This is a genomic window from Kitasatospora sp. NBC_01250 (assembly GCF_036226465.1).
Lineage (GTDB): Bacteria > Actinomycetota > Actinomycetes > Streptomycetales > Streptomycetaceae > Kitasatospora.
On sequence record NZ_CP108476.1, the window covers coordinates 2,124,121 to 2,141,841 of the forward strand.

General features: G+C 72.8%; 17 protein-coding genes. 5 read left to right on the forward strand and 12 right to left on the reverse strand.

Annotation, left to right across the window (positions count from 1 at the left end):
* The first annotated feature begins 5 nt into the window (after positions 1-5).
* Positions 6-1,238: a globin domain-containing protein gene (locus tag OG500_RS08620; RefSeq protein ID WP_329578313.1), complete on the forward strand. Its 1,233-nt coding sequence runs from the start codon at positions 6-8 to the stop codon at positions 1,236-1,238.
* A 43-nt stretch (positions 1,239-1,281) separates the two neighbouring features.
* On the opposite strand, the gene OG500_RS08625 is transcribed toward OG500_RS08620, so the two are convergent.
* The 12 genes from OG500_RS08625 to OG500_RS08680 all read right to left on the reverse strand — a co-directional run bounded on the left by OG500_RS08625 (position 1,282) and on the right by OG500_RS08680 (position 15,683).
* Positions 1,282-3,009, reverse strand: coding sequence for an SDR family oxidoreductase (locus tag OG500_RS08625; RefSeq protein WP_329578316.1), 1,728 nt, complete (start codon positions 3,007-3,009; stop codon positions 1,282-1,284).
* The gene (locus OG500_RS08630) at positions 3,006-3,863 is read right to left on the reverse strand and encodes a M24 family metallopeptidase (RefSeq protein WP_329578319.1); all 858 of its coding nucleotides are present in this window, start codon (positions 3,861-3,863) and stop codon (positions 3,006-3,008) included. Before OG500_RS08630 ends, OG500_RS08625 begins: the two co-directional genes overlap by 4 nt.
* Before the next feature lie 3 nt (positions 3,864-3,866).
* On the reverse strand, positions 3,867-4,991 hold the full coding sequence (locus OG500_RS08635) for a PDR/VanB family oxidoreductase (RefSeq protein ID WP_329578322.1): 1,125 nt from the start codon (positions 4,989-4,991) through the stop codon (positions 3,867-3,869).
* Positions 4,992-5,040: 49 nt separating this feature from the next.
* Positions 5,041-5,925: a metal-dependent hydrolase gene (locus tag OG500_RS08640; protein ID WP_327065841.1), complete on the reverse strand. Its 885-nt coding sequence runs from the start codon at positions 5,923-5,925 to the stop codon at positions 5,041-5,043.
* 188 nt (positions 5,926-6,113) lie between these two features.
* Positions 6,114-6,848, reverse strand: a complete 735-nt coding sequence (locus OG500_RS08645; protein WP_327065842.1) for a polyprenol monophosphomannose synthase — start codon at positions 6,846-6,848, stop codon at positions 6,114-6,116.
* Between the two features lie 187 nt (positions 6,849-7,035).
* The gene (locus tag OG500_RS08650) at positions 7,036-7,788 is read right to left on the reverse strand and encodes an IclR family transcriptional regulator (RefSeq protein ID WP_442789320.1); all 753 of its coding nucleotides are present in this window, start codon (positions 7,786-7,788) and stop codon (positions 7,036-7,038) included.
* A 281-nt stretch (positions 7,789-8,069) separates the two neighbouring features.
* Positions 8,070-9,530 (reverse strand): catalase, encoded by a 1,461-nt coding sequence (locus tag OG500_RS08655; RefSeq protein WP_327065843.1) that lies wholly within the window; start codon positions 9,528-9,530, stop codon positions 8,070-8,072.
* A gap of 81 nt (positions 9,531-9,611) precedes the next feature.
* The gene (gene alc, locus OG500_RS08660) at positions 9,612-10,892 is read right to left on the reverse strand and encodes an allantoicase (protein ID WP_329578331.1); all 1,281 of its coding nucleotides are present in this window, start codon (positions 10,890-10,892) and stop codon (positions 9,612-9,614) included.
* Positions 10,893-10,922: 30 nt separating this feature from the next.
* Positions 10,923-12,293: an allantoinase AllB gene (allB, locus tag OG500_RS08665; protein WP_327065845.1), complete on the reverse strand. Its 1,371-nt coding sequence runs from the start codon at positions 12,291-12,293 to the stop codon at positions 10,923-10,925.
* Between the two features lie 133 nt (positions 12,294-12,426).
* Complete coding sequence (locus tag OG500_RS08670; protein ID WP_327065846.1) at positions 12,427-13,566, reverse strand: glycerate kinase; 1,140 nt, start codon at positions 13,564-13,566, stop codon at positions 12,427-12,429.
* A 311-nt stretch (positions 13,567-13,877) separates the two neighbouring features.
* A complete protein-coding gene (locus OG500_RS08675) occupies positions 13,878-14,771 on the reverse strand; it encodes a 2-hydroxy-3-oxopropionate reductase (RefSeq protein ID WP_329578335.1) in 894 nt (297 codons plus the stop codon).
* Between the two features lie 69 nt (positions 14,772-14,840).
* Entirely contained in the window at positions 14,841-15,683 is an 843-nt protein-coding gene (locus OG500_RS08680) for a hydroxypyruvate isomerase family protein (RefSeq protein WP_329578338.1), read from the reverse strand.
* Between the two features lie 216 nt (positions 15,684-15,899).
* Here OG500_RS08680 and OG500_RS08685 point away from each other — a divergent pair, with 216 nt between their 5' ends.
* The 4 genes from OG500_RS08685 (at position 15,900) to uraH (ending at position 17,714) form a co-directional block, all read left to right on the forward strand.
* The gene (locus tag OG500_RS08685) at positions 15,900-16,181 is read left to right on the forward strand and encodes a thiamine-binding protein (RefSeq protein WP_329578341.1); all 282 of its coding nucleotides are present in this window, start codon (positions 15,900-15,902) and stop codon (positions 16,179-16,181) included.
* Positions 16,178-16,561, forward strand: a complete 384-nt coding sequence (locus tag OG500_RS08690) for a helix-turn-helix domain-containing protein (protein WP_327065850.1) — start codon at positions 16,178-16,180, stop codon at positions 16,559-16,561. The genes OG500_RS08685 and OG500_RS08690 overlap by 4 nt, the downstream gene beginning before the upstream one ends.
* Positions 16,562-16,751: 190 nt before the next feature.
* Positions 16,752-17,282, forward strand: coding sequence for a 2-oxo-4-hydroxy-4-carboxy-5-ureidoimidazoline decarboxylase (gene uraD, locus OG500_RS08695; RefSeq protein ID WP_327065851.1), 531 nt, complete (start codon positions 16,752-16,754; stop codon positions 17,280-17,282).
* A 96-nt stretch (positions 17,283-17,378) separates the two neighbouring features.
* Positions 17,379-17,714, forward strand: a complete 336-nt coding sequence (gene uraH / locus OG500_RS08700; protein WP_329578344.1) for a hydroxyisourate hydrolase — start codon at positions 17,379-17,381, stop codon at positions 17,712-17,714.
* Positions 17,715-17,721 lie beyond the last annotated feature (7 nt).

The following is a 17,721-nucleotide window of genomic DNA, read 5'->3' on the forward strand; positions in this document are numbered from 1 at the left end:
CCACCATGACCGACAATCCGACTCTGATCCGGGACAGCTTCGCGCTGGTGCAGCAGCACTCGGACAAGCTCACCGGCCACTTCTACGCCACGCTCTTCCTGCACAACCCCGAGGTCCGCGAGCTCTTCCCGCCCGCGATGGACGTGCAGCGCGACCGGCTCTTCCGGGCCCTGGCGGGCGCCGTCCGGATGCTCGACCGCCCCGCCGAACTGACCTCGTTCCTGGAGCAGCTGGGCCGCGACCACCGCAAGTACGGGGTGCGCACCGAGCACTACGAGGCGGTCGGCAGCGCGCTGCTCGCCACCCTGCGCCGGTTCGCCGGCGAGGCCTGGACGCCCGCGCACGAGAGCGCCTGGAGCGAGGCCTACCGGCTGATCGCCGGCGCGATGAGCGGCGCCGCCGAGGCGGAGGCCGGGCGCACCCCCTCCAGCTGGCTGGCCGAGGTGGTCGGGCACGAGCAGCGCACCCCGGACCTCGCGGTGCTGACGCTGCGCCCCGACGCCCCGTTCCCCTACCGGGCCGGCCAGTACACCACAGTGGAGACCGCACGCTGGCCGCGCGTCTGGCGCCCGTACTCGATCGCCAACGCCCCGCGCCGGGACGGCCTGCTGACCCTGCACGTGCGAGCCGTGCAGGCCGGCTGGGTGAGCAACACGCTGGTGCACCACACCCGGGTCGGTGACGTGGTCAGGCTCGGCCCGGGGCGCGGCTCCATGACGCTGCCCGAACGGCCCTCACGCCGGGTGGTCTGCGTGGCCGGCGGCACCGGGCTCGCCCCGGTCAAGGCGCTGGTGGAGGAGATGATCGCGCGCCACCGGCCGCTCACCCTGCACCTGTTCGTCGGTGCCCGGCAGCAGAGCGACCTCTACGATCTGCAGAGCCTGCGCCAACTCGCCAGCGTCTTCCCCCGGTTACTGCTCGTCCCGGTGATCTCCGCGGAGATCGGCTACCCGGGCGTGCAGGGCCGGCTGCCCGAGGTGGTGCCGGACCAGGGCCACTGGCCGGAGCACGAGGTCTTCGTGGCGGGCCCGGACGACATGGTGGTCAGCATGGTCGAGCGGTTCCAGCGCGACGGGGTACCGGCCGAGCGGCTGCACTACGACCTGAGCACCACGCCGGCCGAACTCGACATCACCTCGGGCCTGCTGGAGGGCAGCGCGGGCCTGCTGGACGGTGGCAGCGGTCTGCTGGGCAGCCGCACGGGCCGGCCGGAGGGCGGCGAGCCCGCCGGCCGCTGACCCCGCGCGCCGATCCGCCGCGGATCGCCGGACGAGCCCTGGCTCAGCCCGCGTTGATCCGGGCCGCCCGCCGGAGCAGTCCGGGCGCCAGCCGGCCGATCCAGCGGGCCGCCTTCGCCTCCACCGTCACCGGCACCACCGGCTTGCCGGTGCGCACCGCGCGGACGATCTCGGCGGCCACCTTCTCCGGCGGGAAGCCGCGCCGGGCGTAGAGCTTGGCCGCCCGGGCCTGCTTGGCGGCCTGCTCGCTGCCGGAGGTGCCGGAGAAGGTCGAGGTCCGGGTGATGTTGGTGTTGACGATGCCGGGGCATATCGCGCTCACCCCGATGCCGCTGTCGGCCAGTTCGGCCCGCAGGCAGTCGGAGAGCATCAGCACCGCGGCCTTGCTGGTGGCGTAGGCGGCCAGCACCTTGGAGGGCAGGTAGGCGGCGGCCGAGGCCAGGTTGACGATGTGCCCGCCCTGGTCCCGCTCGACCATCAGCGCGCCGAAGGCCCGGCAACCGTGGATCACGCCCCACAGGTTGACGTCCAGCACCCGCTGCCACTCCTTCTCGGTGGTCTGCAGGAAGGTGCCCGAGTGGCCGATCCCGGCGTTGTTGACCAGCACGTCCGGCACCCCGTGCGCCGCCGCGACCTGCCGCGCGAAGTCGTCGACCGCCGCGCCGTCGCTGACGTCCACCTGGTAGGCGTGGCCCACCCCGCCCACCAGGGCGACCAGTTCGGCGGTCCGCTCGACGGCCTCCCGGTCCAGGTCGCAGACCACGACGGTGGCGCCCTGCTCGCCGAAGGCCAGCGCGGTGGCCCGGCCGATGCCGCTGCCGGCGCCCGTGACGACCACCAACTGCTGCGCCGGTCCCGCCGGTTCGCCCCCGCTCTCGATCCGCCCGGTGAACTCGCGCACCATCTGGGCCACCACCGGGCCCTGTTCGAGCAGCGCGGACCAGTGGGTGGCGTTCAGCTCGCGCCGGGTGAGGCTGGGCACCCAGCGCTCCAGGCCCTCGGAGAGGAAGGCGCTGACGTAGCGGTCGCGGCGCAGCGTGATCAGCTGCACCGGCACCTCGGTGGGGCGCTCGCGCGGGTTGCGCAGCGTGGGGCGCATGTTGGCGCGGTACAACTCGATGCCGCGCACCGCGTCCTGACGCAGCGTCTGCTGCGGGTGGCCGGCCCTGGGCTGGACCTTCTCCAGGTCGCGCAGCACCCGGGGCCAGGCCCGGGCCAGGCCGAGCCGCCAGGTCGCGGGCGCCAGGAAGGGCAGGTGGAAGGCGGCGATGTACCAGGAGTGCACGCCCTGGAGCAGGAGTTGGCGCAGGTGGCGGGGGGTGGGGCGGCGCATCCGGTGGCGGATCCAGTGGCCCATGTGGTCCAGGCAGGGCCCGGACATCGTGGTGTAGGAGGCCAGCCGTCGCTCGGCACCCGGCTCGGTGACCGCCTCCCAGGACTGCAGCGAGCCCCAGTCGTGCGCGACCACGTGCACCGGGCGCTCGGGGCTGACCGCGTCCGCGACCGCGAACAGGTCCGCCGCCAGCAGCGGCAGCCGGTACTCCGCACGGCTGCGCGGCACCGAGGACTCGCCGGCCCCGCGCACGTCGTAGCGGACCACGTGGTGGTCGGCGGCGAGTTCGGCGGCCACGTCGTCCCAGACCCGGTGGGTGTCGGGATAGCCGTGCACCAGCAGCACGGTGGGCGCCGCGGGGTCGCCCTGCTCGAAGACGGCAAGGTCGACACCGGCACTGTGCACGGTGCGACGGCGGACAGCGGGGTTCTCACTCACGCGGCGGTCTCCTCGAGCCTCGTCCAGCGCCGCACGTGCGGCAGGTCGTCATCCAACCAGTAGGCGTCGTCCTCGGTCACCACCAGCAGCTCCTCGAACTTGATGCCGACCGCGCGGAAGGCGATGTGCGGCTCCACCGCCCAGAGCCCGGGAGTGGGCGCGTGGTGGGAGGAGCGGCCGTCGGCCCAGAGCGGGGAGCGGCCGTGCAGGCGCTCGCTGATCAGCTCCCGGCCCAGGGTCTGCAGGGTGCGCACACCGAAGCCGAAGAGGTTCACCCCCATCGGCGCGCGGCTGGTGTTGCGGGTCACCTGGTGGCCGATCACCCGGCCCGGGTAGACCTGGTGGCGGTTGTCGTAGCCGTGCCGGGCGATCTGCGCGTCGACGGCCGCGTACACCTCGTTCAGCGGCTTGCGGGCCCGCACCTCGCGCAGGATCAGCTCGCGGTAGACCCGCAGGTCCAGCGCGAGGCGGTCCCAGACCGGGTTGTCGCCGACCTTGCCGCCGTAGCCGATGTCGGCGGTGTAGCCGTCCACCACCGGGGCGCAGTCCAGCACGTAGGGCATGCCCTCCTGGAGCACCCGGGAGCCGGCGAAGAACTGCAGCGGGGTGTGGAAGTGGCGGAAGGCGGTGCGGTCGCCGAACCAGGCGAACGGGATGTGGAAGAAGTCCCGCACCCCGGCGGCGACCAGGCAGCGGCGCAGCTGGGCGGTGGCCTGGCGTTCGGTGACGCCGGGTTCGATCCAGGCGGCGACCTGCTCGGCGCAGTGGTAGGCCAGCTGCTGGACCTCGCGGAAGCGGTCCAGGTCCTGGGCGGTGTAGGCGAAGCCGGGGGTGTGCGCAACGGTGGGGCTCATGAGTCAGACCTCCAGGACCAGGGTCTCGCCCTCGGCCGCACGCGAGACGCAGGGCAGCAGGGCGCCGCTCGCGCGCTCCTCGGCGGTCAGCCGGCGGTCGCGGTGTTCGGGGGTGCCGGCCAGCAGCTGGACCCGGCAGGTGCCGCAGAACCCCTGGTGGCAGGAGTAGGGCAGGTCGGGCCTGGCCTCGCGCAGCACGTCCAGCGCCGAGCGGTCCGCGGGGACGGGCAGCTGCTCGCCGCCCTCGCCGAGCTGGAGCGTGAACGGGCGGCCGCCTTGGATCGGGGCGGCGCCGAAGCGCTCGTAGTGCAGGGCGGTGGCGGGCGAGGCCTCGAAGGCGGCCTGGACGGCGGCCAGCATCGGGGCCGGGCCGCAGCAGTAGACGGCGCTGCCGGGGCCGGCCGCGGCCAGCAGCTCGGCGCCGGTGGGGACCGTGCCGCTGATCAGGGTGACCCGGGCGGGGTCCAGCGCGCGCAGCTCCTCGGTGAAGGGCATCGACGCCTCGCTGCGCCCGGCGTGCACCAGCTGCCAGTCCAGGCCGCGCCGCTGGGCCTCCCGGGCCATCGGCAGCAGCGGGGTGATGCCGATCCCGCCGGCCACCAGCAGCAGCCGCCGCTCGCCGCAGAAGGCGAAGCCGTTGCGCGGGCCGCGCACGGTCAGCCGGGCGCCGAGGTGCAGCTCGTCGTGGATCTCGCGCGAGCCACCGCCGCCGTCGGCGATCCGGCGCACCGCGATCCGGTAGCCGGTGCGGTCGGCCGGGTCGCCGCAGAGCGAGTAGTGGCGCTCGCGGCCCGAGGGCAGGGTCAGGCGCAGGTGGGCGCCGGGCTGCCAGGCGGGCAGCCGGTCGCCGGACGGGTCGGCGAGGCGCAGCTCGACCACGTCCTCGGCGACCGCGCGGTGGGCGGTGACCACCAGCGAGAGCGGGGCCCGCGAGCGGGGGGCGGGCAGGCGCGGGTTGCGGCGCAGCAGCGGGCGGCCCAGCGCGGGGGTGTAGACGTCGCCGAAGACGGTGACGGCGTGCATGAACCGGTCCAGCCGGGGGCGGCCGTAGAGGTCCGGCGGGGGCGTGTCGACGTCGAGCCGCGTGGTGCGGTGGAAGACGGTGGTGGGGGCGGGAGGGGTCTCCATCAGGCGGTCCTTGGGATCAGGCGGGCGGCCGTCGGTGGCGTCGGCGGCGTCAGTGGGCGGCGGCGCGGGCGGCCGGCGAGGTGGCGAGGTAGCCGAGCGCCTGCGCGCTGGAGCCCTCCTGGGTCGGGTGGTAGCCGGGCCTGAGGTAGCGCAGCCCCGAGCGCAGCGAGGCGAGGGGGTCGGGCAGCAGCCCGCGCTGGGAGATCTCCCAGGCCTGGCGCCAGGTCGGCCTGATCCGCCCGGCCAGCGTCGGGTCGGCCGCCAGCAGGTAGCGCACCCCGCGCACCCACAGGTGCACCAGCAACGGTCCGGAGACCGTCATGCCGCGCACCCGCCGCAGGTAGCCCGGGTCCAGGTGCACCATCAGGTCGTAGGCCACGCTGCGGTGCTCGACCTCCTCGGCGCCGTGCCAGCGCAGCAGGTCCAGCATCGTCGGGTCGGCCTTGGCCCGGTCCAGGCCCGGCGAGTTGAGCGCCCAGTTGCCCAGGAACGCGGTGAAGTGCTCGATCGCCGCGACGAAGGCGACCCGCTCGATGATGTTCTCCCGCCGCTGCCGCGGGCTCAGCCGCGGCTTCTCGCCGAGCACCCGCTGGAAGAGCCAGGCGATCTGCCGCACGTAGGGCCTGGGGTCGATCCCCTGGGTGATCAGGTGGTCGAGCACCTCCTGGTGCGCCTCGGCGTGGATCGACTCCTGGCCGATGAAGCCGAGCACCTCCTCGCGCAGCTGCTCGTCGGTGATCAGCGGCAGGGCGTCCTTGAACACCTTGATGAACCAGCGCTCGCCCTCGGGCAGCAGCAGGTGGAGCACGTTGATGGTGTGCGTGGCGACGGGCTCGTCGGGGATCCAGTGCAGCGGGAGCGCGCTCCAGTCGAACTTCACGTCACGCGGCTCCAGCACGAGGTCCGCGTGCACCTCGGGGGCGTTTCTGGGCATGGGGGAACCCTCCTGGGCGGCGGGGGTGGGCGTCAGCACTTCAAACTACTGGCGGGTATCGCAGGCCACAAGAGGTTCGGCAGGTCTTATCGACAATGAGTCTAATAAGACTTCCGTGCTCCAGGAACGCCCCAGGGGTGGGTGGTGGCCACGGCCACCACCCACCCCTGGGGTCACTCCGGCAGGCTTCAGCCCTGCTCGCTCCCGCGGTGCTTGGCCCGCAGGCGCCACGGCATCCAGGCCGACTCCAGCTGGGTGTTGATCGACATCTTCGACTCGCCCGAAGCGCGCTGCCCGAACCGGATCGGCACCTCGACGATGCGCACCCCGGCCTTGGCGGCCAGGTACTTCATCTCCACCTGGAACGAGTAGCCGTTGGACTCGATCCGCTCCAGGCCGACCGCCGCCAACGCCTCCTTGGACCACAGGTTGTACCCGGCGGTGACGTCGGCCGCCGGCACGCTCAGGATCGTCTTCACGTAGAAGTTGGCCCACTTGGACAGCAGCCGGCGGTGCGCGGCCCAGGCGTCGTCGAGCGAGCCGCCGGCGGTGTACCGGGAGCCGATCACCACGCCGGCGCCGTTCTTGGCCGCCTCGATCATGTCCCGCAGCGCCGTCGGCGGGTGCGAGAAGTCGGCGTCCATCTGCACCACCAGGTCGGCACCGTCGGCGACCGCCTTGCTCATCCCGGCACGGTAGGCGCGGCCCAGGCCGTCCTTGGTCGTCCGGTGCATCACGGAGATCACCCCGGGGTGCGTCTCGGCCAGCTTGTCGGCCACCTCACCGGTGCCGTCGGGGCTCCCGTCGTCCACCACGAGGATGCCGAGGCCGTCGATTTCCAGGTTCAGCACTTCCTGCACGATCCGGGGGAGGTTCTCGACCTCGTTGTAAGTCGGGATCACCACAACGGTGTTGGTGGTCACGGGTGCGCTCCGTTCAGCGGGAGTCAGCTGGTTTCGCTGGCCGCGGACCGGGCGGCCCACCGCGCCATCTAACTCACATGTTCGCAAGGACAGCTGAGAGCTAATCACACCGGCCAAGTCACCGAGAAAACAGCCCTTCAGCAGGCCCCGAGCACACCCTCGATCGTTCCCGAACCAGTCCGCTTCCTCAGACCGCCATCGCCAGCATCAGCGGCGCCGCCCGCTCCGCCAGCAGCTCGGCCGCCGCGCGCAGCCGGTGCGCGTTGGCCACCGGCAACGACATCGCCAGGCAGCCCACCGTGGTGCCGGCCGTCACCGGGACGGCGGCGCAGACAGTGCCGAGGGCGTACTCCTGGAGGTCGAGCACCGGCATGGTGGCGGGCTGGCGCTCCAGGTGCTGCATCAGCTGCTCGGCGTCGGTGATGGTGCGCGAGGTGAGCCGGGCGATCGGGTGGCGGGCCAGGTGGTCCAGGCGGCCGTCGTGGTCGAGCTGGCTGAGCAGGCACTTGCCGATGGCACTGGCGTGGGCGGTGGCCTTGAAGTCGACCCACTCGTGGACCGCCGGCGCGTGCTCACCCGCGGCGACCGCCTCCACGCGCAGTTCGCCGTCGTGGTAGCGGCTGAAGTAGACGGCGGCACCGAGCTCGTCGCGCAGCTCGGTCAGCTTGTGCTGGAGGCGGATCCGGATCAGCTGCTCGCGGTTGTACTGGCCGAGCATCGCGAAGGTGCCGCCCAGCACCCAGCCGACGTCGGTGGACTGGAGGTACCCCTCGGTGCAGAGCAGATTGACCAGGTCACGCACCACCGGTTCGGGCAGGCCGGTCTCCCGGGCCAGGTCGGCCAGGCCCGCGCCGTACGGATGGCGGTCGGCGGCCTCCAGCAGGCGCAGCGCGCGCCGCAGCGAGGTGTGCGGCCCGAACTCGCCCTGGTCCAGCATGATCTGATGACCCTGACCGTGTGCCGGCATGGCCTCCCCTTCCGCTGCCCCGGGTATCCTCCACAGCCTATCCACCGAACGCCCAGCGCACCCCCAGGTCCGGCGAGAATCCCACGGGTGACGGGTAATGGCCGAATGGCATATGCCAGACGGTCGCCGGTCGGTCGATCGGGGCCGCGGGGTTTGACAGCCGGCCGGGGGCGACCGCGAGCACGACGGGCCGCCTCCCCACTGCCCGGGGAGGCGGCCCGCCCGAGGGTCGCGTCAGCAGGTACCGGAGGGGATCAGCCCTCGTCGCCCGCGCGGAGCTTGGCCACGGCGGCCGCCAGGCGGCTGCCGTACTCCTCGTCCGCGGCGTGGAAGTGCGCCAGGTTCTTCTCGATCACGTCGTCGCGGGTGACCTGGGCGAGGAAGCCCGCGAGGTTGTCGATCAGCCGGGACTTCTCGCCCTCGGACATCAGCCGGTACAGCTCACCGGCCTGGAAGAAGTCGTCGTCCTTGGTGTGCGCCGGCGTGCTGTAGGTGCCGGTGTGGCCGCCGAGCGCGAGCGGGGCGGCCAGCGGCCGGTCCGTCTGGGCCGGGCCGTCGTAGGAGTTGGGCTCGTAGTTCTTGCCGCGCCCGGCCTTGTTGACGGCCGAGAAGCCGTCACGGCCGTAGTTGTGCGCCTCGGTGGCCCTGGGCGCGTTGACGGCGAGCAGCGTGTGGTTGACGCCGAGGCGGTAGCGCTGGGCGTCCGCGTAGGCGAACAGCCGGCCCTGGAGCATCTTGTCGGGCGAGGGGCCGATGCCGGGCACGAAGTTGTTGGGCGAGAAGGCGGCCTGCTCGACCTCGGCGAAGACGTTCTCCGGGTTGCGGTTCAGCACCAGGCGGCCGACCTTGACCAGCGGGTAGTCCGCGTGCGGCCAGACCTTGGTGAGGTCGAAGGGGTTGAAGCGGTAATCGGCCGCCTCGGCCACCGGCATCAGCTGGACGTACAGGGTCCAGGACGGGAAGACGCCGCGCTCGATCGCCTGGTGCAGGTCGCGCTGGTGGCTGTCGGCGTCGCCGCCCACCACCTCGGCGGCCTGGCCGCCGTCCAGCGAGCGCACGCCCTGGTTGGTCTTGAAGTGGTACTTGACCCAGAACGCCTCGCCCTCCTCATTGACCCACTGGTAGGTGTGCGAGCCGTAGCCGTTCATGTGGCGGTAGGAGGCCGGGATGCCGCGGTCGCCGAAGAGCCAGGTGATCTGGTGGGTGGCCTCGGGGGCGTGCGCCCAGAAGTCCCACACGTTGTCGGCCTCGGTGATGCCGGTGAACGGGTCGCGCTTCTGCGAGTGGATGAAGTCGGGGAACTTCAGCGGGTCCTTGATGAAGAAGACCGGGGTGTTGTTGCCGACCAGGTCGTAGTTGCCCTCGGCGGTGTAGAACTTCAGCGCGAAGCCGCGCGGGTCGCGCACCGCGTCGCTGGCGCCCAGGTTGCCGGCCACGGTGGAGAAGCGCAGGAAGACCTCGGTGCGCTTGCCGACCTCGGCGAGGAAGTCCGCGCGGGTGTACTTGGCGACCTCGTCGGTCACCTCGAAGTAGCCGTACGCGCCGGAGCCGCGGGCGTGCACCACCCGCTCCGGGATGCGCTCGCGGTTGAACCGGGCGAGCTTCTCCAGCAGCTGCTGGTCCTGGATGAGCAGCGGGCCGTACTCGCCGGCCGAGGCCGAGTTCTGGTTGTCGGCGATCGGGGCGCCGGACTCGGTGGTCAGGTTCTTGGGCATGGGGGTCCTTCAGTCCTTCAGGTACGGGAGTTGCCGGTGAGCAGGGGCGGGGGCGGGATCAGGTGCGGGAACGGCGGGAGGTCAGACGCCCAGCAGGCGCCAGATCGCGGCGGCCCGGCGCGAGGTCTCGGTCCCGTCCGGCCCGTCGGCCGGGCGCAGCGCGGCGACGGCACCGGTCACCGCGGCGGGCGCGGCCAGCGGACGGGCCGCGGCCAGCTCGGCCGCCTCGGCGGCGGTCAGCCCGGCCTCGGTGAGCGCCTGGGCGGCCTCGCCGGCGGGCAGCGCATTGAACCAGCGCAGCGCGAGCGCGGCACGCCCAGCCTCGGTGAGCCGGCCGGTCAGCCGCAGCCGGGCCACCCCGCCGTCCGGGTAGACGTTCAGCCGCACGTGGGTGGCCGCGCGGCCGGCGTTCGGGCCGCCGGCCGGCAGGCGCAGCCGGTGCCGGGTGTCGGGTTCGAGGCGGGTCCGCGGCAGGATCTCGAACCAGCCGGCGGCGTCGCCCTCGGGGTCGCCGCCGCCGCTGGCGTCGTATCCCAGCAGGTCGGCCCAGCCGGGGGCGTTGGCCACGAAGTGGGTGGTGTCCACCTCGACGGCCAGCACCTCGCCGCCCCCGGCCAGGGCGATCCGCACCCAGTCGTTGGCCTTGTCGCGCCGACGCCGGGTCTCCCAGCCCTCGCCCATGACGGAGGCGCGGCCGGGAGCGTTCAGGTTGTGCGGGGAGGAGAAGTAGCGGTCCGAGGCGGCCTCGGCCACGCCGCCGTACTCCTGCGCGGCCAGGTCGAAGGTCAGCCCGTCCAGGTCGCGCGGGTCGGGCAGCACCTCACCGTGCACCCGCAGCCGGGCCACCCCGCCGTCCGGCCAGATGTTGAGCCGCACGTGGGTGTAGCGGGTGCGGTCCTCGACGGCGAACTCGTGCGCGGTGTCGCCGCGCAGCGCGGTGCGCGGTACCAGGTCGGTCCAGGCGGCCCCGGCCAGCTCCGCGGCCGAGGGGATGCCGGGTATCGAGGCGCCCTGCACCGAGGCGCTCTCGGGGTAGTTGCCGGTGAAGTGCGCGGTGTCCACGATCACGCCGTGGATCCGCCCCGCGACGCCCAGTCGGACGATCGTCCAGTCGTGGTCCTGGTCGGTGGGGTGCGGCTGCTCGGCGCTGGCACCGCGCCGGCGCTTGCTCTCCCAGCCGTCCATGATCTGGCCCTTGTGGCCGAAGGTGTGCGGCCGGAACTCGGCGGGCTCGGCCACCAGCAGGTTCTCCGCGTCCGCGAAGGTGTCCTCGTTGGTGGCCACCACGCCGGCGCCCAGCAGCCGGGAGGCGAGGTTGACCAGCTCGGTGAAGGGAGCGGCCGGGGTCTGACTGGTACTCATATCGTCTCGCTCCTCAGCGGTGGTGAAGGGTCAGTGATGACGGAGGATCTGCCGGCCGAACGGGGCCGCGTCCACGTCGACCACCCGTCCGCGCAGCCAGGTGGTGACGACCTGGCCGGTCAGCTTCTTGCCCGCGTAGGGCGTGACCGGGTTGCGGTGGTGCAGCTCGGCGGGGTCGACGGCGAACTCGGCGTCCGGGTCGAAGGCGACCAGGTCGGCGTCGTGCCCGACCGCGATCGCGCCCTTGACGCCGTCCAGCCGGACCAGCGAGGCCGGCCCGGCGGCCATCCAGCGGACCACGTCGCCGAGCGTGTGGCCGCGGCGGCGGGCCTCGGTCCAGATCGCCGGCAGGCCGAGCTGGAGCGAGGCGATGCCGCCCCAGGCGAGCGCGAAGTCGCCACTGCCGCCGTCGTCCTGACGGAGCTTCAGATCTGCGGTGGACGGCGAGTGGTCGGAGACCACGCCGATGAACTCGCCGGCCGCCAGGGCCTCCCAGAGCCGGTCGCGGTTGGATTCGTCGCGGATCGGCGGGCAGCACTTGAAGGCGGTGTCGCCGTCCGGTATCTCCTCGGCTGCCAGCGTCAGGTAGTGCGGGCAGGTCTCGGCCGTGACCCGTACACCGGCCGCCCGGGCCTGGGCCAGCAGCGGCAGCACCGCCGCCGAGGAGACGTGCAGGATGTGCACCCGGGCGCCGGTGCGCTCGGCGGTCCGCAGCAGCCGGGCGACGGCGGCGGCCTCGGAGTCGTCGGGCCGCGAGGCGAGGTAGTCGCGGTAGTGCACGCCGGGGACCTGCGGGGCGGCGGCGAGCACCGCCGGGTCCTCGGCGTGGATGATCGCCAGCGCCCCGAGCCTGGCCTGCTCGGTGAGCGCCGCCTGAAGCTCGGGCTGTTCGAGGTGCGGGAACTCGTCGACGCCGGACGGCGACAGGAAGCTCTTGAAGCCGAACACCCCGGCCCGGTGCAGCGCTTCGAGGTCCCCGGTGTTGCCGGGGACGGCACCGCCCCAGAATCCGAGGTCCACCCAGGCCTGCCCCTCGGCGATGCCCCGCTTGGCCGCCAGGCCCGCCACCGTGGTGGTCGGCGGTATGGAGTTGAGCGGCATGTCGATGACGGTGGTGACCCCGCCGGCCGCGGCGGCCCGGGTGGCGCTGGCGAAGCCCTCCCACTCGGTGCGGCCCGGCTCGTTGACGTGCACGTGGGTGTCGACCAGGCCGGGCAGCAGCGCGAGGTCGCCGAGGTCGGTGAGCGCGGCACCGGATTCGGCGAGCGAGCCGTGGGCGGCGATCCGCTCGATCCGGCCCTCGCGCACCAGGACGTCGGCCGGGCGCTCGCCGTCGGGGAGCACCACACGCCGGGAGCGGATCACCTCAGTCGATGCGTGAGGGGTGCCGAACTGCTGCATCAGGACCTCCGACTGGGCTTGCGCTGCTGTGGGGGTGGCTCGGAGCCTAGGCCCGCCTTCAACAAAACGTCAATGTAGGAAAATACGATGAATGAATGCCGCAGGAGCGGTCCCGGTGGGCGCTCGGGCGGTCTCAGCGGAGCAGGTCCCGGGCCAGCCGCTCCCCCGCCACCTCGGCGAGTTCGGCGGCCTTGGTGAGGCTGTCCCCCGGCTGTTCGGCCAGGTCGGTCAGCGCGTACGCGGCCACGAACCCGGCCCGGCGCCACTGGCTCTCGGCCAGTTCGAGCCGGCCGGCCACCGCGGCCACCGGAACCCCCGCCCCGGTGGCCGCGGCGGCGACCCCAGCGGGGGCCTTGCCGTGGAGCGTCTGCGCATCCAGGCAGCCCTCGCCGGTCACGACCAGGCGTGCCCCACGCACGGCCTCGTCGAAGCCCAGCAGTTCGAGCAGCAGCTCGATGCCGGGCCGCATGGTGGCGCCGAGCAGCGCCAGGGCGGCGAAGCCGACCCCGCCCGCCGCCCCGGCGCCGGGAGCCTGCCGGAAGTCGGCGCCGATGGTCGCACCGACCACCTCGGCCCACCGGGTCAGGCCCGCCTCCAGCACCACCAGCTCCGCGCCGTCCGCGCCCTTCTGCGGTCCGTAGACGGCGGTGGCGCCGCGCGGGCCGAGCAGCGGATTGTCCACGTCGCAGGCGACCACGACCTCGACCCCGTTCAGGGTGTCCGCCAGCGAGCCGAGGTCGAGGCGGTGCAGCCGGCGCAGGGCCGCACCGCCCGGCGGCAGTTCGCCGCCCTCGGCGTCGTACAGGCCGATGCCGAGCGCCTGGACCATGCCTGCACCGCCGTCGGTGCAGGCACTGCCGCCCAGGCCCAGCACGACCCGCTTGACGCCCAGGCCCACGGCCCGGCCGATCAGCTGGCCGACCCCGAAGGAGCCGGCCGCCAGCGGGGCGGTGCGTCCGCCGGGGAGCCGGGCCAGGCCCGAGGCCTGGGCGAGCTCGACCACGGCGGTGCTGCCCTTGACGGCGATCGCGGCGTCCACCGGCAGGCCGGTGGGGCCGGCCACCTTGACCGGGATCCGGGTGAACCCGGCGGCCAGTGCGGCGGCCAGCGTGCCCTCGCCGCCGTCGGCCACCGGCAGTTCACGGACCTCGACGCCGGGCACCACCCGGCGGATGCCCGCGGCCAGCCGCGCGGCGACCTCGGCACCCTCCAGGGTGCCCTTGAACTTGTCGGGAGCTACGACCACGTGGCCCTGGGTGGGGGTGGCGGGCATGGTGCTGGCCTCACTTCCGAGTCGAGCTGAACTGACGGTCGATCACATGCTCCATGATCGAAGCAGGGTGCGACCCCCTCCCGCCGTTTCCCCCCGTCCCGCTTCCGACGTACGGGGGGCTCCCCTCGGCGGGAGGGGGCCGGGCGGCCGGGCGCACGACCGAAGTGCGCCCGCGCCGCCGGTTGGCACGACCAGCGGGGAGCGGATTCTCGCCCCAGCTCGCCCGCTGGTCGAAAGGGCCCTCCTGGTGACGCGGGCACGACCGGACAGGTACACGCCACCAGGAGGAGTCTGTGATGAGCGGGGTCTGCTTACTTGACCTCGCGGCCCGCCAGGCGCTCCACGCCGCGCAGCAGCGCCGAGTGGTCGAGCGAGCCGTCGCCGTTGGCGCGGGCCGAGGCGACCAGCTGGGCGACGAGCGAGCCCACCGGCAGCGGCGCCTCGACGGCGCGCGCGGCGGCGGTGACGATGCCCATGTCCTTGTGGTGCAGGTCGATCCGGAAGCCCGGGGCGAACTGCCGCTCGGTCATGTTGGCCTTCTTGCGGCTCAGCACCGTGGAGCCGGCCAGGCCGCCCGCGAGCACGTCCAGCGCGGCCGGCAGGTCCACGCCCGCGTTCTCCAGGAAGACCACGGCCTCGGCCACCACCTGGATGTTCACCGCCACGATCAGCTGGTTGGCGGCCTTGACCGTCTGGCCGGCACCGCTGGGGCCGACGTGGATCACGGTGGTGCCGAGCACGTCGAAGAGCGGCTTGGCCTCGGCGAAGTCCTCGGCAGCGCCACCGACCATGATCGAGAGCACCGCCTCGACCGCGCCCGCCTCGCCGCCGGAGACCGGGGCGTCCAGGGTGCGGATGCCCTTCTCCTTGGCGGCGGCCTCGACCTTGATCGAGGCCTGCGGGGTGATCGAGGACATGTCGATCACCAGCGAGCCGGGCCTGGCGTGCTCCAGCACGCCGCCCTCGCCGAGGACGACCTGCTCGACCTGCGGGTCGGCGGGGACCATGGTGATGACCACCTCGGCGTCCTTGACCGCGTCCGCGATGCTGCTCGCACCGTGGCCGCCGGCCGCCACCAGGGCGTCGATCTGCGGCTGCGTGAGGTTGAAGCCGGTCACGTGGTGCCCGGCCTTGACCAGGTTGGCGGCCATCGGGCTGCCCATGATGCCGAGGCCGATGAAGGCGATCTTGCGGGAGGCGCTCATCGCGTTGAATCCTTTTGTACGAGGGGAGATTGAATCAGGGAGGGCGGGTGCGGGTGGGCCGGCGGCAGGTCAGCCGGCGCGCAGCTCGCGCGGCAGCCAGGCGAAGCTGTCGGCACTGACGCCCGTGGACGGCTTGTACTCCAGGCCGATCCGGCCGCGGTAGCCGGCCGCGGTGAGGCGGCCCAGCAGGTCCTCGAAGTCCAGCCCGCCGGTGCCGGGCTCGTTGCGGCCCGGGTTGTCGGCGATCTGCACGTGGCCGATCCGGTCGGCGTGGTCGGCGACGACCGCGGCCAGGTCCTCGCCGTTGACGGCCAGGTGGTAGAAGTCGCAGAGGAACTTGGCGTTGCCGAGCCCGGTGGCCTCGTTGACCCGGTCGACCACCTCGACCGCGGCCTTGGCGGTGTGCAGCGGGTAGTCCGGTGCGTCCACCCTGTTGAGCGCCTCGATCAGCAGGATCGCGCCGATCGAGTGGGCGGCCCGGGCGGCGAGGGCGAGGTTCTCCAGCGCGAGCGCGTCCTGCTCGGCCGCCGGGACGCCGGCGACCCGGTTGCCGTAGAGCGCGTTGAGCGCACCGGCGCCCAGCGACCGGGCGAGCGCGGTGGCCACCGGGATGTTCGACCGGAACCGGTCGCGCTCGGCGGGCAGCGAGACGGTGCCCTTGGCGCCGACCGTGAGGTCGTCCAGGAAGTTCAGGCCGGTCAGCCGGACCCCGGCGTCGTCGAAGGCCTTGCGCAGCGCGTCCAGTTCGCCTTCGGACGGCGCGGCCTCGGTGCCGAACGGCCACCACAGCTCGGCCGCGGTGAAGCCGGCGGCAGCCGCGGCGGCGGGGCGCTCCAGCAACGGGAGCTCGCTGAACAGGATCGACAGGTTGACCGTGTAGCTGTGCTCGGAAGCGGCTGTCACGTCCCTCACCTTTCACTTCTTCTCCCCCGGCGGTCGGCCGGCGGGGCCTTCACCTCACGATTTCCATCATGCGGAAGAAGGATTCTGCTTGGTGGAAGCTTGCCATGAGCACCCGAGGGAGTGTCAAGACTCCTGCAACAGTTTGTTGAACCCGCTGGCCGCCGCCGCACCATCGACCCCCGCCGCGACCCCCCTGCGCGACGCGCCGCTCGCTAGAGTGAGCTGGTGCGATTGATGGTGGAGTTCACGACAGAACCGTTCGAATTGGTCACCTTCCCCGACCACGCCGCGGCGGCCCGCCGGGCGGTCGACGAGGCCGGCCTGGCCGTCTCGGTCGGCCCCTTCGGGACCAGCGCCGAGGGCGAGGCCGAGCAGGTGCTCGCCGCGGTCGCCCGACTGCTGCACGACACCCTGGACGCCGGTGCGAACCGGATCTCCGTCCAGGTCAGCGTGCTGCCCGAGACCAAGACCGAGCCCGAGGCGCCCGAAGGAGTGGATACGCAGTGAGCGACGCCCTGGAACACCCGCTCGCCCGAGCGATAAAGCCACTGCTGGACGCGGTGGGCGCCACCCCGCTCGCCGTCGCGCAGGCGAAGCAGGACGACGTGGTCCTGGAGTGGGACGGCCACCCGGCCCTCGCCGTGCGGCTGCCCCACCTGAGCAGCGCGCTCGACCGCCTGCTGGCCGAGATGACCCGCCAGTTCGACGGCCGTCCGCTCAGCGAGCTGGACCGGCTGGAGAAGCAGCGGGTCGTCGCCCTGCTGGAGGAGCGCGGCGCCTTCACCGTGCGGCACGGGGTGGAGACGGTCGCCTCCGCCCTGGGCGTCAGCCGGTTCACGGTGTACAACTACCTGAACCGCCAGGTCGAGGGACCGAAGTCCGGCTGAGACCGGGACTGCCCGGTCGGGCCAGTCTCATCGACGGGCAAGCCGGGCACACTTGGTGGATCGCACACGAAAGCGGTCCCGGACCGCGGGCGGTTCGAAACGTAACCACCAAGGCTTCAACAAACTGTTGACGCCCCGGGGTGGTGGATCTAGTTTTTGCGGGTGGCACCACTCTTCAGGAGGTCCACCCGTGACCAACCACCCCCATGCGACCGCTGACGCGGCCGATGCCCTCGCGGCGCTGGCCAAGACCCCGGACGCCGAGCTGGAGCGGACGCTGCTCGAGGTCTGCTCCAGCCCCCGCTGGGCCGCCGCCGTCGCCGGCAGCCGCCCCTGGCCCGACCGCTCGGCCCTGCTGGCCGCCAACGAGGCGGCGATGCGGGAGCTGTCGGTCGCCGATCTGAACGACGCCATGGCCGGCCACGCCCGGATCGGCAAGCCCAAGGCGGGCGACGCCACCTCCGAGCGCGAGCAGGCCGGCATCCAGGGAGTGGACCAAGCACTCCTTGCCGAACTGGACGAGGCCAATGCCGCCTACGAGGCGAAGTTCGGCCACGTGTTCCTGATCTGCGCCACCGGGCGCACCGCGGCCACCATGCTCGCCGCACTGCGCGAGCGCCACCCCAACTCCGCGGCCGCCGAGGCCGGGATCGTCCGGGACGAGCTGCGCAGGATCAACGACATCCGGCTCAACCGACTGCTGGATGAGCCGCTCAACTGACGTCACGTCGGACAATGATGACCGGTCGACCCCTGTCGCCCACAAGCAGAGATCTGACGGTCCGTCACATCCATTACCAGTAAGGTCACTTCCGCCATGACTGGCATCTCCACCCACGTGCTCGACACCAGCCTCGGCCGACCGGCCGAGGGCGTTCCGGTCGAGCTCGCACTCACCACCGAGGGTGGCTGGCAGGTGCTCGGCACCTGCGCCACGGACTCCGACGGCCGGGCCAAGGACCTGCCGGCCGTGGAGGCGGGCTCGGTCGTCCGGCTCCGCTTCGACACCGCCGCGTACTACCGGCAGAAGTCCAGCGGGACGCCGTTCTTCCCCGAGGTCTCGATCGTCTTCACGGTCGCGCCCGCGCAGCACCACTACCACGTGCCGCTGCTGCTGAACCCCTTCGGATATTCCGTCTACCGCGGAAGCTAGACAGCTA

Coding starts and splice junctions, on each gene's coding strand:
- OG500_RS08620 (WP_329578313.1), top strand. CDS start 6: ATGACCGACAATCCGACTCTGATCCGGGACAGCTTCGCGCTGGTGCAG.
- alc (WP_329578331.1), bottom strand. CDS start 10,892: ATGAGTACCAGTCAGACCCCGGCCGCTCCCTTCACCGAGCTGGTCAAC.
- OG500_RS08670 (WP_327065846.1), bottom strand. CDS start 13,566: ATGCCCGCCACCCCCACCCAGGGCCACGTGGTCGTAGCTCCCGACAAG.
- OG500_RS08655 (WP_327065843.1), bottom strand. CDS start 9,530: ATGCCCAAGAACCTGACCACCGAGTCCGGCGCCCCGATCGCCGACAAC.
- uraH (WP_329578344.1), top strand. CDS start 17,379: ATGACTGGCATCTCCACCCACGTGCTCGACACCAGCCTCGGCCGACCG.
- OG500_RS08635 (WP_329578322.1), bottom strand. CDS start 4,991: ATGGAGACCCCTCCCGCCCCCACCACCGTCTTCCACCGCACCACGCGG.
- OG500_RS08630 (WP_329578319.1), bottom strand. CDS start 3,863: ATGAGCCCCACCGTTGCGCACACCCCCGGCTTCGCCTACACCGCCCAG.
- allB (WP_327065845.1), bottom strand. CDS start 12,293: ATGCAGCAGTTCGGCACCCCTCACGCATCGACTGAGGTGATCCGCTCC.
- OG500_RS08640 (WP_327065841.1), bottom strand. CDS start 5,925: ATGCCCAGAAACGCCCCCGAGGTGCACGCGGACCTCGTGCTGGAGCCG.
- OG500_RS08675 (WP_329578335.1), bottom strand. CDS start 14,771: ATGAGCGCCTCCCGCAAGATCGCCTTCATCGGCCTCGGCATCATGGGC.